The 16,249-nt window shown below is 69.3% G+C and carries 14 protein-coding genes; 3 read left to right on the forward strand and 11 right to left on the reverse strand.

Annotated features, from left to right (window positions below; genetic code table 11):
- From ON39_RS37355 to pruA, 9 genes are all read right to left on the reverse strand, one after another.
- The coding region (locus ON39_RS37355; RefSeq protein WP_040741229.1) for an L-talarate/galactarate dehydratase at nt 1–1,089 on the reverse strand (1,089 nt) is incomplete at its 3' end.
- Nucleotides 1,086–2,015, reverse strand: coding sequence for a 5-dehydro-4-deoxyglucarate dehydratase (gene kdgD / locus ON39_RS37360; RefSeq protein ID WP_040741231.1), 930 nt, complete (start codon nt 2,013–2,015; stop codon nt 1,086–1,088). The genes ON39_RS37355 and kdgD, both read right to left, overlap by 4 nt.
- 10 nt (nt 2,016–2,025) lie before the next feature.
- Nucleotides 2,026–2,910 carry a LysR family transcriptional regulator gene (locus tag ON39_RS37365; RefSeq protein ID WP_040741248.1) on the reverse strand — a complete coding sequence of 295 codons (885 nt, stop codon included), beginning with the start codon at nt 2,908–2,910 and terminating at the stop codon, nt 2,026–2,028.
- An 83-nt stretch (nt 2,911–2,993) separates the two neighbouring features.
- Nucleotides 2,994–4,034, reverse strand: a complete 1,041-nt coding sequence (locus ON39_RS37370; RefSeq protein WP_040741234.1) for a lactonase family protein — start codon at nt 4,032–4,034, stop codon at nt 2,994–2,996.
- On the reverse strand, nt 4,031–5,431 hold the full coding sequence (locus ON39_RS37375) for a sugar porter family MFS transporter (RefSeq protein WP_051187595.1): 1,401 nt from the start codon (nt 5,429–5,431) through the stop codon (nt 4,031–4,033). The genes ON39_RS37370 and ON39_RS37375 overlap by 4 nt, the downstream gene beginning before the upstream one ends.
- Nucleotides 5,432–5,471: 40 nt before the next feature.
- Entirely contained in the window at nt 5,472–6,275 is an 804-nt protein-coding gene (locus tag ON39_RS37380) for an NAD-dependent epimerase/dehydratase family protein (protein ID WP_040741236.1), read from the reverse strand.
- Between the two features lie 279 nt (nt 6,276–6,554).
- Nucleotides 6,555–7,991, reverse strand: a complete 1,437-nt coding sequence (locus ON39_RS37385) for an amino acid permease (RefSeq protein WP_040741252.1) — start codon at nt 7,989–7,991, stop codon at nt 6,555–6,557.
- 153 nt (nt 7,992–8,144) lie between these two features.
- Nucleotides 8,145–9,113 carry a proline dehydrogenase family protein gene (locus ON39_RS37390; protein ID WP_040741238.1) on the reverse strand — a complete coding sequence of 323 codons (969 nt, stop codon included), beginning with the start codon at nt 9,111–9,113 and terminating at the stop codon, nt 8,145–8,147.
- 73 nt (nt 9,114–9,186) lie between these two features.
- On the reverse strand, nt 9,187–10,824 hold the full coding sequence (gene pruA, locus ON39_RS37395) for an L-glutamate gamma-semialdehyde dehydrogenase (protein ID WP_040741240.1): 1,638 nt from the start codon (nt 10,822–10,824) through the stop codon (nt 9,187–9,189).
- A gap of 124 nt (nt 10,825–10,948) precedes the next feature.
- On the opposite strand from pruA, the gene ON39_RS37400 reads away from it, so the two are divergent.
- Nucleotides 10,949–12,190 (forward strand): PucR family transcriptional regulator, encoded by a 1,242-nt coding sequence (locus tag ON39_RS37400; protein ID WP_040741242.1) that lies wholly within the window; start codon nt 10,949–10,951, stop codon nt 12,188–12,190.
- Nucleotide 12,191: 1 nt separating this feature from the next.
- On the opposite strand, the gene ON39_RS37405 is transcribed toward ON39_RS37400, so the two are convergent.
- A complete protein-coding gene (locus ON39_RS37405; RefSeq protein WP_040741244.1) occupies nt 12,192–12,494 on the reverse strand; it encodes a hypothetical protein in 303 nt (100 codons plus the stop codon).
- Nucleotides 12,495–12,525: 31 nt separating this feature from the next.
- Nucleotides 12,526–13,128, reverse strand: coding sequence for a TetR/AcrR family transcriptional regulator (locus ON39_RS37410; protein WP_040741245.1), 603 nt, complete (start codon nt 13,126–13,128; stop codon nt 12,526–12,528).
- Nucleotides 13,129–13,437: 309 nt separating this feature from the next.
- Between ON39_RS37410 and ON39_RS37415 the strand changes: the two genes are divergently transcribed.
- Nucleotides 13,438–15,279, forward strand: a complete 1,842-nt coding sequence (locus tag ON39_RS37415; RefSeq protein WP_085998330.1) for an alkyl/aryl-sulfatase — start codon at nt 13,438–13,440, stop codon at nt 15,277–15,279.
- Nucleotides 15,280–15,391: 112 nt separating this feature from the next.
- Nucleotides 15,392–16,249 (forward strand): hypothetical protein, encoded by an 858-nt coding sequence (locus tag ON39_RS49935; RefSeq protein WP_157195592.1) that lies wholly within the window; start codon nt 15,392–15,394, stop codon nt 16,247–16,249.

The following is a 16,249-nucleotide window of genomic DNA, read 5'->3' on the forward strand; positions in this document are numbered from 1 at the left end:
GCTGAGTGACACGCCGAGGCCGGGGCGGGCCGACAGGTGCATGCGCCCGTCGGCGATCGTCATGCGCTCGTCGAAGAGCGGGTCGAACCATTCGAAATGCTCGACCCAGGATTCGCGCGGGTAGGCCGCGGCGAGGTGGACGTGCACCTCCATCGCGAAATGCGGTGCCAGCGCGATATTTTCACTGTCAGCCAGCGCCATCTCCTTCAGGAACTGGGTGATGCCGCCGATCCGGGGCGCGTCGGGCTGCACGATATCGGCCCCGCCCGCGCCGATGAGCCGGGCGTGCTCGGCCGCGCTCGTCAGCATCTCGCCCGTCGCTATCGGGGTGTCGAAGGTCGACACCAGCCGGGCGTGGCCGTCGAAGTCGAAGGCGTCCAAGGGTTCCTCGATCCACGCCAGCCCGAACGGGTCGAGCGCGCGGCACATGCGGCGCGCGGTCGCCCGGTCCCACTGCTGGTTCGCGTCGACCATCAACGGCACCCGGTCGCCGAGCTTCTCCCGCACCGCCGTCACCCGGGCCAGGTCGATCGCGCTGTCCGGGTGTCCCACTTTGAGTTTGACGCCGCCGATGCCGCGCGCGAGGCTCTCGGCCGCGCGGTCGAGCACCTCCTCGATCGACAGGTGCAGGAAGCCGCCGGTGGTGTTGTAGCAGCGCACCGAATCACGGTGTGCGCCGAGCAGTTTGGCCAGCGGCAGCCCGGCGCGTTTGGCCTTGAGGTCCCACAGCGCGATGTCGAACGCCGCGATCGCCTGCACGGCGAGCCCGCCGCGCCCGACCGAGGCCCCCGCCCACATCAGCCTGTCCCAGATCTTGGCGATATCGCTGGGATCCGCGCCGAGCAGTACGGGGCAGAGCTCGCGCGCGTGCGCGAATTGCCCTGGGCCGCCTGCGCGTTTCGAGTAGCCGAGACCGAGCCCGGTCAGCCCGGACTCGGCGGTGATCTCCGCGAACAACACCGCCACCTCGGTCATCGGCTGCTGACGGCCCGTCAGCACCTTGGCGTCGCTCACGCCGGTGGGCAGGGGCAGCACGACGGAGGAGACGGTGACCTCGGTGACGCGGTCCAGCGTCGCCGCGCCGCTCATGCCGCGGCCACGCCGGTGACGGTGCGGATCAGCGCGCCGAGCTCGGCGCGCTCGGCGTCGGTGAGGTTGGTCAGCGGCGGCCGCACCGGCCCGGCCGGGCGGCCGATCGCGGTGAGCCCGGCCTTGATGATGGACACCGCGTAACCCGGCCGCCGGTCGCGGATGTCGAGGTAGGGGAGGACGAACTCGCGCAGGTGCCGATAGACGGTGTCGCGGTCTCTGGCGCGCACCGCGCGGTAGAACGCGAGCGCGAACTCGGGCAGGAAGTTGAAGATCGCGGAAGAGTAAGTGGTGACGCCCATTTCGGTGTACGGCAGGGCGAAGGTCTCCGCGGTGGGCAGCCCGCCGATGTAGGTGAGCCGGTCGCCGAGCCGGGCGTAGATCCGGGTCATCGTCTCGATATTGCCGACGCCGTCCTTGAAGCCCACCAGGTTCGGGCAGCGCTCGGCCATCCGCGCCAAGGTCACGTCGTTGCACGCGGCATTGGCGCGGCTGTAGAAGACGACGCCGAGCGAGGTGGCCGCGCAGACCGTGGCGACGTGCTCGACCAGCCCCTCCGGACCCGCCTCGGTCAGATACGGCGGCAGCAGCAGAATGCCTTCGGCCCCGGCGACTTCCGCCGCCCTGGCCTGCTCGACGGCGGCCGCGGTGCCCGCGGTGGCGGGCGCGATGACCGGGATCCGCCCGCCGGTCTCCGCGACCGCCGCGCGCACCACCTGATCGATCTCGGCGGGTGTCAGGGAGAAGCCCTCGCCGGTGCCGCCCGCGGCGAACAGCCCGGCGACGTCGTACTGCGCGAGCCAGGCGATGTGCTTGCGGTACGCGGCCTCGTCGAACCTGAGGTCGGCGTCGAAATGCGTGACGGGGAACGACAACAGACCCTGACCCAGCGCGGGCCCCAGTTCTTCGGCGGACAGATGCGACATTCGGTTCCTTTCAGTGGGCGGGTGGCAGCGAGTCGAGCAGCCGAACGACCCTGGGCAGCGCCGGGTTCGCGCAGTCGCGCCGCCAGACCGCGTACAGCACAACGGGATCCTCGACGCCGTCCAGCGGCCGGAACCGCACGCCGTCGGGGTGCAGATGGCAGGCCGTCTCCGGTACGAGCGCCAGGCCGCGACCGGCGGCGACCAGCGCGAGCATGGTGTGCACCTGGGTCAGCTCATGGGTCGACGTATAGGGCACGGCGGCAAGGATTCCCGCGACCAGATCGGCGAAGTAGCGCGCCGGGCCCGGCGCGTACACCAGCAGCGTCTCGCCGCTCAGCTCCTCGACCGCGATCGGGTCGGGTGCCACGAGCGGATGCGCCTCGGGCAGCGCGAGCACGAGCCGCTCGGAATGCACCAGTTCGCAGTCGAACTCGGCGCGGTCGAACGGCGGCCGGGCCAGCGCCAGGTCCAGCGCGCCGCTGCGCAGGTTCTCGAACTGCACCGAGCTCACCATCTCGCGCAGCACCACCTCGACCCCCGGCAGGCCTTGCTCGATGTGGTTGAGGAGGCGGCCGAGGAACCCGAACCCCGAGGCCGCGGTGAAGCCGATCCGCACGGTGCCCGCCCCGCCCGCCGCGACCAGCCGGGCGGTGTCGGGCGCGCCCTCGGCGAGGGCCAGCAGCCTGCGGGCCTCGATCAGGAAGACCTCGCCCGCCGGCGTCAGCCTGACCTGCCGCTGGCCGCGGTCGAACAGCTCGACGCCGATATCGCGCTCGAGCTTCTGTATCTGCCTGCTCAGCGGCGGTTGGGTCATCCGGAGCCGCTGCGCCGCGCGGCGGAAACTGCCCTCCTCGGCGACCATGACGAACCCGCGGACCTGCTCCAGTGCGACCATGGCTGCCAGCCTGCCCGGCGCGGGGCGCGGCCGGGGGTGATCTCGCCGCGGCGGGCGGATACCGGCCTCCTCGACGCGGCCGATCATGCGGCGGGCAGGTCGATGATCTCGACCCAGTTCGGGTCGCGGCCGACCGGTGCGCGGGCCACCGCCGTGAGCGCGCCGGTGTCCCGGTCGACGGCGTAGGCGGTGATCGCGTGCGACTTCTGGCCCGCGGCCACCAGGAAGCGGCCGCGCGGATCGAGGGCGAAGCCGCGTGGCTGAGACTCGGTGGGGGTGTGGCCGAGGAGTTCGAGCGCGCCGGGCACGCCGTCGACGCGGATCGCGGCGAGGGTGTCCGAAGACCGTTCGGACACATACAGATAGCGGCCGTCCGGCGTGACGTGCGCGTCAGAGGTCCACGGGTTGCCCGAGAACCCTTGTGGCAGTACCGATATCGACGCCATGAGGGTGAGTGTTCCGGTCTCCGGGTCGAACAGGTAGCTGCTGACCGTTCCGTTCAGCTCGTTCGTCGCGTAGGCCACGCGGCCGTTCGGGTGGAAGACGATATGCCGCGGTCCCGCGCCGAGTTCGGTGCCGACGGCGGCGGGCCGGTTCGGCGTCAATCGGCCGGATGCGGCGTCGAACCGGTAGTGCAGCAGGTGATCACCGCCGAGTACCGCGGCGAACACGTAATTGTTCGACGGATCCGCGACGATCGAATGCGCGTGCGGCGCGGTGCCGATGACCTCGCTGGGCCGCGCGGCCACCGTGCCGTCCGCCGCGATCGGATTGACCGCGATCCTGTCCCCGGTGTACGAGGCGCTGAGCAGGAACCGGCCCGTCCGATCGGTGGCGAGGTAGGCCATGTTGTCCGGTAACGCCGTGGTGGCCACCGGGATCGGCGAGCCGCTTATCGGGTCGATGCCGAAAGTCTTGACCGAGAACGGTTCCGACCGCAGTCCCGCGTAGAGAAAGCGGCGGTCCGGGCTGATCGCCAGCGGCATGACCATCCCGTCCGCCGGGATCGACTCCACCGGCGAGAGCGCGCCGGTGGAGTCGAGCAGCAGCACCGAGATCTCGTGACTGTCGGCGTTCGACACGTAGACGACGCTGCGGCCCGCGCCGGAGCGCGCCCCGGTCACGCCGTCTCCGCGGCGCGTCCGCCGACCCTGGCGCGCAGGTCGAGCTCGATCTGCTCCAGGCTGCGCCCGTTGGTCTCGGGCACGAACCGCTGCACGAGCCCGAACATCACCACGCTGACCCCGGCGAAGCACCAGGCCGACTTGGCAAGTCCCAGATGGTCGTTCATCACCGGGAACAGGAACGTGATGGCGAACGTCGAGCTCCACAGCACCACGCTGCCGACCCCCATGCCGACGCCGCGCACCCGCAGCGGGAAGACCTCCGCCATCATCACCCAGACCACCGCGCCCCAGCCCAGCTCGTACCCGGCCAGGTAGACATTGAGCAGGATCAGCGTGGTCAGGCCGGTGACCGTGTGATCGTCCACGGTGAGCACGATGACGCCGAGCAGCAATAGCGACAGCGCCATGCAGACATTGCCGAGCAGCAGCAGCGGCTTGCGGCCCCACCGGTCGACCACGAAGATCACCCAGGCGGTGAACGCCACCTTGACGGCGCCGAGCACGATGGCCGCGAGCAGCGAGGTCGAGTTGCCGAACCCGAGATCGGTGAACATCGTTGGCGCGTAGAGGTTTACCGCGTTGACGCCGGAGAACTGCTGGCCGACGGCCAGGATCAGCGCGACGATCAGCGCGGGCCGCGCCCACGGCGCCCACAGGTCGCGCAGGCGGCCCTTCTGCTGCGCATCGAGCCGGTTCACCGCGCGGATACTGGCGAGTTCGTCCTCGATCTCGGTCGAGCGGTGGGTGCCCGCGAGCACCGCGCGGGCCTCGTCCTCCCGGCCCGCCCGCACCAGCCAGCGCGGGGTCTCCGGCAGCACCGTCATGCCGAGGAACAGCACGACCGCGGGCACGGCGGCGACGCCGAACATCAAGCGCCAGTTGCCCGATCCGGACAGCGCCCAGTCGACGATGTAGGCGAGCAGGATGCCGGAGACGATCATCAGCTGGTTCAGCGTCGACAGCGCGCCGCGCGCCCTGGTCGGCGCCAGCTCCGACAGGTAGGTCGGCACGGTCGCCGAGGAGCAGCCGACCGCGATGCCGGTGACGAACCGGGCGACGACCAGCACGGTGACGTTCGGCGCCGCCGCGCACCCGAGCGCGCCGACGCCGAAGACCGCCGCGGCGATCATGATGGTGCGCCGCCGGCCGAGCCGATCGGTGATCCGGCCCGCGATGGCCGCGCCGAGGATCGCGCCCGCGGCCAGGCAGCCGCCGATCACGCCCTTGGTGACCGAGGTCAGCTCCCAGGCGTCCTCGAGGAACAGCAGCACGCCGGAGATGACCCCGAGGTCGTAGCCGAACAGGATGCCGCCGAGCGCGCCGAAGAAGTAGAGAAAATGAACATTGGTGCCGAGGGCCGATTTCCGGGCCCGCACCGTGGAGTCGTCCTGCATTGTGCTGCGCTTCTTTCGCGATGGAGCGAATGGCCTTGTATCAGAGCGGATTCGGCGTGCCGAGTGGGGTATCGAGAAAAGCGCCGCCGATGAATTCCGGTGCGGCCCCGGCCGGAACCTCGTTCGCGAATTTCTCGGCGTCGTCGAGGCTGCGGTATCCGAGCTCCTCGGCCTCGCGCAGGGACACCACGGCGCGCGTATTCTTCGACACGCCCCAGATCACCCGGAAGCCAGGGTGTTCCGCACTCAGGCACGCCTCGAACAGTCGTGCGCCGTCGTCGGGGGATAGCCACATCGACAGTCCGCGAACATCGCTCGGTCGTTCGAAGCACGACCCGATCCGCACGCAGATCACGTCCATGCCGAACCGCGAGTGGTACAGGCTGCCGAGCGCCTCGATCGCCGCCTTGCTGAACCCGTAGTAGGTGTCCGGCCGCGAAGGAGCCTCTGCGGCAATGCCTTCCGGGCCCGCCTCACCGACGGCCCGATATCCCACGGCGTGATTGCTCGACGCGAGCACGACGCGGGACACGCCCGCCGCACGGGCGGCCTCCAGAACGGTATGCGTCCCCTCGACATTCACCGCGAGCACCCGCTCCCAGCTGTCCTCGCGGCTGACCCCGCCGAGATGGATGATCGCGTCGACCTCGCGGCACGCGGCTGCCATGGCGCCGGCGTCGGTGATCGAGCCGGTGACGAGCTCGACCCGCTCATCCGGTGTGGGAGCGGGGAGTTCGGCCACGTCGAGCAGGCGCAGGATGCGATCGGGGCGGCGTAGGCGCGGCCGCATGAGCGTGCCCATCCCGCCGGCCGCGCCGGTGATCAGAATTCGGTGCTCGCTCATGCCGCATCGGCTCCGATGCGGCCGAAAGGCCCTGGGGCCCGGCAACTTTCCACCATCGTCGTCCTCCTGTGTCCAGCGGCGAGTGTGGGATGGATCACTCACCGTGCGACGTATCAGAAGGCTAAGGCGCTGGTCTGATGCCTGTCCAACACCGTTTCGGAATCGACTGATGCGCGCAGAGCATCAAAAGGACTGGCAGGAAACAGAATTGGGTGGGCGGCCAGCGGCCGCCCACCCAACCGGCCCGAGGAGCCGGCGTCGGTGCCCCTCGGAGATCTCTCAGCCGACCTCGGCGGTGTCCACCGAGCCCGTCCGCTCCAGCTTGGAGTGCCTGCGCGAGTACAGGAAGTACACGGCGAGCCCGACCACCAGCCACACCCCGAATCGCACCCAGGTACGCCCGGGCAGCGACCAGATGAGGTAGATCGAGAAGCCGATGCCGATCAGCGGGATCACCGGCATGAACGGCAGCCGGAACTGCCTCGGCTCATCGGGCCTGGTGCGCCGCAACACGATCACCGCGACCGAGACCACGATGAAGGCCATCAGGATGCCGATATTGGTCAGCTCGGCCACGACGGTGATGTCGAGCAGGCCGGCCATCACCGCGGCGCCGATGCCGACGATCCAGGTGACCCTGGTCGGCACCTTGCGCACCGGATGCGTCTTGGCGAACCACTCGGGCAGCAGGCCGTCGCGGCTCATCGCGTACCAGACCCGGGTCACGCCGAGCATGAACGTGAGCACGACGGTGACGATGCCGACGATCGCGCCGATCGCGATGATGTTCGCGATGCCCGGCATGCCGACCGACTCGAACGCCGTCGAGAAACCGCTCGTCGGGCTGATCTCGGTGTACTTCTGCATGCCGGTGAGCACCAGGGTGGCGAGCACGTACAGCACCATGGCGATGACCAGCGAGTAGATGATGGCCTTCGGCAGATGCTTCTTGCCGTCGATCGACTCCTCGGCCGCCGTGCTCATCGCGTCGTAGCCGAACACCGCGAAGAACACCGTGGCCGCGCCGGTCCACACCGCGCCCGCGCCGAACGGGAAGTACGGGGTGTAGTTCGAGCTGTCGATGTGGAACACGCCGAGCACCACGATGAGCACGACCAACGCCACCTTGATGACCACCGCGACGGACTCGAACCGGCCCACGCTGCGGATGCCGCGCGAGAGCAGCCACGCCGTGCCGAGGCAGAACAGCATCGCGAAGACGTCGACCACGTGGCCGTCGCCGGTGCCGTTCGCGCCCATCATCCAGTCGGGCAGCGCGATGTCCACCTGCCCGAGCAGGAAGCGGAAGTAGCCGGACACGCCGATCGCGACCACCGCCGCCACCGCGATGTACTCCAGCAGCAGGTCCCAGCCGATGAACCAGCCCCCGATCTCGCCGAGCGAGACGTAACCGTAGGTGTAGGCCGAGCCCGCCTTCGGCACCATGCCCGCGAACTCGGCGTAGCACAGCGCCGCCGCCGCGCTGGCGACACCGGCGATCAGGAACGAGATCAGCACCGAGGGTCCGGTGACGGAGTTCGCTACCTTGCCGGCGAGCGTGAAGATGCCCGCCCCGATGATGCCGCCGACGCCGATGGCGGTGAGCTGCCACAGGCCGAGCGACCGCGCCAACTGTTCGTCGGTGGATCCCTCGTCTTCGACCTGCCCCAAGGGTTTGCGGCGCAGCATTTGGCTGCGCAACTCCGCGATGGACATGTGGTTCCTTTCGTCCTCCGCGTCACGCGACAATGCGTAACGCGGATCACACTTCGAGCTGTGGTTACTAAATACGACCACGGCGCGACTGTGATCGGCGAGTTGGCCAAATATTGTTCAGCGTGGTTGGCCGAACGGACTGTGCCGTCGGTTTTACCGCTGACTTCCCGGCTTCAACGACCGCAGGAAGAACGCGACATTGGCCGGGCGCTCGGCCAGTCTGCGCATGAAATAGCCGTACCACTGATCGCCGTAGGGCACGTAGACCCGCAGGTGATTCCCCTCGTCCACCAGCCTGCGCTGCTCGGCGTCGCGGATGCCGTAGAGCATCTGGAACTCGAACTCGTCGGGCTTGCGGTGGGTGGTCTCCACGCACTCGCGCGCCGCCTCGATGAGCGCGGGGTCGTGGGTGGCCACCATCGGGTATCCGTCGCCGAGCATCAGCACGCGAAGGCAGCGCAGATAGGACGCGTCGACCTCGGCGCGATCCTGATACGCCACCGAGGCGGGTTCCTTGTACGCCCCCTTGCACAGCCGGATGCGCGAACCCTCGCCCGAGAGCTCGCGGCAGTCGCCCTCGGTGCGTCGCAGATACGCCTGCAGAACGGTGCCGAGGCTGGGGAACTCGCCGCGCAGCTCGCGCACGATGCCCAGCGTGGAGTCGGTGGTCGTGTGGTCCTCTGCGTCGATGTTCACCCAGACCCCGGCCTCGGCCGCCGCCGCGCAGATCCGGTGCGCGTGCTCGAGCGCGATCGCGTGACCGTCCCTGGGCAGGGACTGGCCCAGCGCCGAGAGCTTCAGCGAAACCTCCAGCGGCCGAACCGATTCCGTCTCCGCCGTGCTGTTCAGCCGGCCGAGGGCCGAGAGCATGTGCAGGTAGTGCGTGACGGTGGTGCGGGCCTGCTCGATCTCGGTGGTGTCCTCGCCGAGGTAGTCGATGGTGACGTAGCGGCCGGAGCCGAGCAGCGCCTCGACCGCGGCCACCGCCTGATCGGCGGAGTCGCCCGCGACGAACCGGTCGACCAGTTTCTTGGTCGTCGGGATGCGGGTGATGGTGCGCTCCATGCGCGGAGAGCGGGACGCGGCCAGCATCGCGGGCCGCAGCAGAGCCGAGAAAGGCATCAGGCCTCCTGTGTCTTGCGGGACACCCGCACCCGGTCGGCTCCGATGAGCGAAGCTGCGCCAGTGTGGCTCATCACGCCTCCTGGTGCGGGTAGCGGTGGTCGGTCGCCGGGACGAACGTCTCCTTGATGGTCCGGGCGGACGTCCAGCGCAGCAGGTTCTGCGCCGAGCCGGCCTTGTCGTTGGTGCCCGAGGCGCGCGACCCGCCGAACGGCTGCTGTCCGACGACCGCGCCGGTGGGTTTGTCGTTGATGTAGAAATTGCCCGCCGCGAAGCGCAGGCCCTCGGTGGCCGTGGCGATGGCCGCGCGGTCGTCGGCGATGATCGCGCCGGTCAGCGCGTAGGGCGAACCCCGATCGATCAGCTCGAGGGTCTGCTCGAACGCGCCGGGAGCCGAGTCGTCGTAGACGTGCACCGACAGGATCGGGCCGAAGTACTCGGTGTGGAACGCCTCGTCGGTGGGGTCCTCGCCGAGCAGCACGGTCGGGTCGACGAAGTAGCCGACCGAGTCGTCGGCGTGGCCGCCCGCGGCGATGGACAGGCTCGGCGTCGCCTTGGCGCGGGCGATGGCCTCGACGTTCTTGTCGAACGCGCGCTGGTCGATCAGCGCGCCGCCGAAGTGGCTGAAATCGGTGACGTCGCCGTAGGTGAGCGTGGCGACCTTGTCCAGGAAATCGCGACTCATCTTGGCCCACACCGACTTCGGGATGAACGCGCGCGACGCCGCCGAGCACTTCTGCCCCTGGTAGTCGAACGCGCCGCGAATGAGCGCGGTGCTCAGCACGTCGGGATCGGCCGAGCTGTGCGCGAGGACGAAGTCCTTGCCGCCGGTCTCGCCGACCAGGCGCGGGTAGGCGTCGTAGTCGGCGATATTGGCCGCGACCGAGCGCCACAGGTGCTGGAAGGTCGCGGTGGAGCCGGTGAAGTGGATGCCGGCCAGCCGGCGATCCGCGAGCGCGACATCGGAGACCTTCGGCCCCGCGCCGTGCACCAGATTGATGACGCCGGGCGGCAGTCCGGCCGCCTCCAGCAGCTTCATCGTCCAGTAGGCCGCGACCGACTGGGTCATCGCCGGCTTCCAGATGACGGTGTTGCCCATCAGCGCGGGCGCGGTCGGCAGGTTGCCCGCGATGGCGGTGAAGTTGAACGGGGTGATGGCGTAGACGAAGCCGTCGAGCGGTCGGTACTCCACCTTGTTCCACACGCCGGGAGACGAGATCGGCTGGTCGCTGAGGATCTGCCTGGCGAAATGCACGTTGAAGCGCCAGAAGTCGACGAGCTCGCACGGGCTGTCGATCTCGGCCTGGTACGCGGTCTTGGACTGGCCGAGCATCGTCGCGGCGGCGATGGTCTCGCGCCACGGGCCGGCCAGCAGATCGGCGGCGCGCAGGAACACCGCGGCGCGATCCTCGAACGACAGCGCCCGCCACGCCGGCGCGGCGGCGGTGGCCGCGGCGATCGCGTCCTCGACGTCGCCGGCCTTCGCGGTGGTCAGGGTGCCGAGCACGGCCTCGTGCCGATGCGGCTGCACGACGTTGATCGTCTTGCCCGCACTGCGCCGGTGCTCGCCGCCGATGACGTGGTGCACCTCGGTCTGATTCGCGCCGAGCTCGGCCAGTTTCGCCTGCAACCTGGTGCGTTCGGCACTACCGGGAGCGAACGATCCGACCGGCTCGTTGGCCGGCCGCGGGGTGGACACGATGGCGTCCATTGATCCTCCTGCTTGCTGTGGGACGGCGGTGAGCCGAAGTCAACACCGGAAAAGTGCGCGGGAAATGGGCTGAAAGGACAAAGATGGGATGAGTGTGTTGTCGAGTTGGCCGAAAGGCGTAGTCGTGGCTGTTGATAGTGGGCTTGTTGCCGCGGACATCGACCTGTTCGGTCTGGCGCAGATCGTCGCGCAGAACGCCGGCGGCATGGTGTCGATCGAGGACCCGCACTCCCATGTGCTGGCCTACTCCGCCTCCTCCGATGAGGAAGCCGACCAGATGCGGGTGATGTCGATCCTGGGCCGGGAGGGGCCGCGCGAATACCTGGCGGTGCTGCGCAAGTGGGGCGTGTTCGATCGGCTGCGCCGCACCGACGAGGTCATCGACGTGCCCGAACACGCGGAGCTGAACATCAAGCGCAGGCTCGCGGTGAGCGTCCGGCACCCCGCCGACGGCGGCGCGCGGGCGCCGCGGGTGCTCGGCACGATCTGGTTGCAGCAGGGGAATCGGCCGTTCAAGCCGGACGCGGCGGAGATCCTGCGCGGCGCCTCGGCCATCGCGGCCCGGCTCATCTCGCGCAGCCTCGACGCGCCCTCCACCGAGGCGCTGCTGGTTCAGCGGTTGTTCGGGGAGGGCGGGCCGGTGGACGTCGCGGCGGTGGCCGACGCGTTGAACCTGCCGCCGACGGGTCCGGCGGCCGTGGTCGGGTTCGCGCTCACCGCGACCGAAACCGCTTCCGCGACCGAGCCTTCTGCGCTGGGCAGCATGCTTCGCCTGCGCGCCAGCTCATTTCGGAGCGACTCGGTGACGGCCGCGCTCGGTGATCGCGTGTACGTGCTGCTGCCGAGTTATAAAGCGGCGCATGCCGTTACCGCGTGGACCCGGCAACTGGTCGAGCAGCTGGAATCCAAACGGGGACTGGCACTCCGGGCCGCCATCGCGTGTCCCGTCGCCGATCTCGGCGGCGTCGCCGGGGCGCGGCGCGAGGTCGACCGGGTGCTCGACAGCACCGTCGCCACCTACCCGCGCGGCCGCGTCACCACCCTCGCCGAGTCCCGCACCGCGGTCCTGCTCGGCGAGATCCTCGACCTCGTCGGCAGCCGCCCCGAGCTGCACGATCCGCGCCTGCGCGCGCTCGCCGACTACGACCGCAAGCACTCCGCCAGCCTGCGCGAGAGCGTCGACATCTATCTGCGCGAGCACGGCGACGTCCGCAACGCCGCCACCGCGCTACAGGTGCACCCGAATACGTTGCGCTACCGCATCCGTCGCGTCGAGGAGATCCTGCGCATAGACCTCACCGACCCCGCCGACCGGCTGCTCCTGGAGATCCAGCTGGCCCTGCACCGCCGCGAACACGGGCGCTGAGCTAGCACTTTCCCGTCGCCGCGTCGCGGATCCCCGCGATGGTCGCTTGCCGGTCGGCCTCGCTGAGGGTCGCCCACTGCGGGGACTGGGGGAGCAGGGCGATGGTCTCCTCCGCGGTCTTGTTCGCGGACTCCGGACTGGCCTCTTTCAGCTTGCTGAGCACCGGAAGGTAGTTCTCGCAAGACTTTCCGCGCACCGCGTCATGGGCGGCGGTGGTCGTGGCCGCCGCGTCCGTGTTCGTGGACGAGCTACACCCGGTAAGGGTCAGTGCGACCCCAATGGCCAGCAAGGCAATGGTTTTCATGCACGATCTCCTCATCAAGAATGCAGCGACCTTACCCGCCGCCGTTATCCCCGTCCACGCGAGCGAGCAGCGCCCGAATCGAGTGCCGGACGGCGGCGGAGGCGGCCTGCCGGGAGAGCCCGCGACGGTCGACGAGGTGGTGCCGCAGGGGCCAGCCGAGTGCGGCCTCGAGGAGGTCGAGCAGGTGGGGCGCGCCGTCGGCGAGCTCCGGGGCGAAGGCATCGGCGAGTGCGGCGCGAATGCGGTTGTCGGTCAGGCGCATTCGCTTGTCCATGGCGGGGATGCGGTGCGATTCCAATAGTCCCAGGACGCGGGGGTTGCGCTGCAGGGCGAAGATCGCCTCGCTCTGGCGGACGGCTGCCTCGATGCGCTCGGCGAGCGGCAGCCCGGGGTCCGGGCGTTCGATGAGGGCCTCTACGTCGGCGGACTGCTGATCCACCGCGGCGATGCGCAGGTCGTCGCGGCCGGGGAAGTGGACGAAGATGCTGCGTTCGGAGACGCCCGCGCGCTCGGCGATGCTCCTGGTGGTCGGGGCGTGGTCACCGTCCTTCAGCAGGGACAGCAGGGCGTCGACGATCGCGCGCCGGGTTTGTTCGGGGTTGCGTCGCCGTCGCGGCCTGGTCGCCTCGCTCATGGGTCCATCCCATCACATCGAGACACTATTGCAGTCTCGCTGCAATAGTGGGTAGGGTCGGCCGGGTGCTTCGGCGGTCGATCCGCCGGGGCAGGCGAATCGAGATGGGAGCGCGACATGGGCGATGGGCGGGAGCAGGGCCGGGTTTCCCGGCGCGGCGTGTTGGGTGTCGGCGCGGCGGCACTGGCGGTGGCGGGGGCCGGCGTCGGGTTGAGCGCGTGTGGCGACTCGACGGAGTTGAATCCGTCGGCCACGCCGGTCGAGCCGAGCGGGCACATCACCGACGCCAACAAGCGGATCGCCGAGACCATGCCGTTCGGCGATGTCGCCGACTTCGCGGACGCCGATCGAGGGTGGATCGCGTCGCTCGAACCCGGCGTCGTCCGAGACTCGACCGGGAAGACGGTGTGGGACAACGACTCCTACGCCTTCCTGCGGGAACCCTGTCCGCTGACGGCGAATCCGAGCCTGTGGCGGCAGTCGCAGCTGACCGCCGAGCAGGGTCTGTACGAGATCGCGCCGGGCTTCTATCAGGTTCGCGGACTCGACATCTCGAATATGACGCTGGTCGAGGGTGATACGGGCGTCATCGTCATCGACCCGCTGGTGTCGACGGAGACCGCGGCGGCGGCCCTCGCGCTCTACCGCGCGCACCGCGGCGACCGGCCGGTGACCGGGCTCGTCTACAGCCACGCGCACGTCGACCACTTCGGCGGCACCCTCGGGGTCACCACGCGGCAGGACGTGACCGGTGGCCGCTGCCCGGTGCTCGCCCCGGCCGGTTTCCTGGAACACGCTGTGTCGGAGAACATCTACGCCGGGACCGCGATGGCGCGCCGCGCCGCCTACATGTACGGGGCCGCCCTGCCGCGCGGGCCGAAGGGGCAGATCGGCTCGGGCCTCGGCCAGACCACCTCGGTCGGCACCATCACCCTGCTGGAGCCGACGCGGGACATCGTCCGCACCGGCCAGGAGGAGACGGTCGACGGCGTGCGCATGGTGTTCCAGCTGACCCCGGGCACCGAGGCCCCCTCGGAGATGAACCTCTACTTCCCGGACCGCCGCATTCTGTGCATGGCCGAGAACGCCACCCACACCATGCACAACCTGCTGACCCTGCGCGGCGCGCTGGTGCGCGACCCGCACGTGTGGTCCCGGTACCTGACCGAGTCCATCAATCTGTACGCCCGCAACGCCGATGTGGTGTTCTCGTCGCACCATTGGCCGACCTGGGGCACGGACCGGATCGTCGAGTACCTGTCCGTACAGCGCGATCTCTACGCCTATCTGAACGATCAGACGCTGCGCCTGCTCAACCAGGGCTACGTGGGCAGCGAGATCGCCGAGATGCTCCAGCTGCCGCCCGCGTTGACGAAATCCTGGTCCACCCACGGCTATTACGGCTCGGTGAGCCACAATGTGAAGGCCATCTATCAGCGCTACATGGGCTGGTTCGACGGCAATCCCGCCCACCTGTGGGAGCATCCGCCGGTCGAGTCGGCCGAACGACACGTCGAGGCGATGGGCGGTGTGCGCGAGGTGCTGAAGAAGGCCCAAAAGGCTTACGACGCGGGCGATTACCGCTGGGCCGCGCAGCTCGCGAACTACGCGATCTTCGCCGACCCGCGCGACGACACCGCGAAACGCTTGCAGGCGGGCATCTTCGAGCAACTCGCCTACGGCTCCGAGAACGCCACCTGGCGCAACTTCTACCTCAGTGGCGCGGCCGAACTGCGCGGCGGCAACTTCGGGACGCCGACCCAGGGCTCCTCGACCGGGCTGCTCGCCGCCCTCACCGTCGACCAGGCGTTCGACGCGATGTCCTTGCGTATCAAGGGTCCCGAGGCCTGGGACACGGCCGTCACCTCCGATTGGCGCTTTCGTGACGACAACGACCGCGTGCACCGCGCCGAACTCCGCAACGGGGTGCTGATCCACTATGACCGCAGGCCCGACGACGGGTTGCCCGCGCCTGACGTGACCGTCACCCTCACAAGGGGCGCGCTGGCCCGAACCTTGCTGGCGGGTCAGGATTTTCAGGCCGCTGTGCTGAAGGGCGACATCACCGTCGAAGGCGATGTCACGGCGCTGAAGAAGTTGAAGGACCTTTTCGACAAGCCCGATCCGAGCTTCGCCATCGTCACGCCGTGACGTCATTTCCCCACTCGACTGGGGAGCGTCGGCGGGCGTCGATCGTGCCATGCTTCAAGCGATGTTCGACATTCAGGCGACGTGCGGGAAGTGGTGGCAGTCGGCTCGAACGATGCGGAAATCCGGGGCCGTCACCGGATCGGTGGTGGTGGTGGCCGGGTTGCTGATCTCGGGGTCGGCGGCGCAGACCACCGCGCACACGAACACGTCTCAGGACTCGTCCGCGTCCCAGGACTCGTCGGCGCTCTCGGTCAGCCTGCCCGATCCGACGAGCGATCCGTCGACGGATCCCGTTCCGGCGGAACCGAACACGCCGGAGACCACCACGCCTGAGGATCCGGCGTCGACCGCGCCAGAGGACCAGGTGCCCACGGACCCGCCGATCGAGCCACTCGATCCGATCTCGACGGACCCCCTCGACTCCGCCCCGCCCGCCGAGCCATCGGACATCGCGCCCATCACGGAGCCGACCGACACCGCGCCCCCGCCGGAGCTGACCGGCACGACCACCACGGACCCGCCGGCGACGACCACGACCGAGCCGCCGATAACCACCACCGACGCGCCGACCTATCCGACCACGCCGCCGCGAATAGAACTGTCCATCGAGGTGACGATCCAGATCCCCGGCCGCTCACCGGTCCCGTGCTCATTCCTCTGCACGACGACCTCGACACCCCGTCCGTCGGAGCCCTGCTACACCACGACGACCCAGCCGACGACGACCCGCCCGAGCACAACGACCCGCCCCACCACCCCACGCCCCACCACAACACCACCCCGAACCTCCACCACCCCAACGGTTCCCCCCTCGACCACCACCCCCTCGCTCTCCTGCCGCCCGACAACCGTGCAGCCCTACAACCAGCCGTCAACCCCCACAACCCCGACCACAACCCCCCGCACCCCCACCTCAACCCACCCCACCCAAACCCCCTCACCCCCAACGCAACCCACCACCCACCGCTAG

Source organism: Nocardia tenerifensis NBRC 101015 (assembly GCF_000308715.1).
Taxonomy (GTDB): domain Bacteria; phylum Actinomycetota; class Actinomycetes; order Mycobacteriales; family Mycobacteriaceae; genus Nocardia; species Nocardia tenerifensis.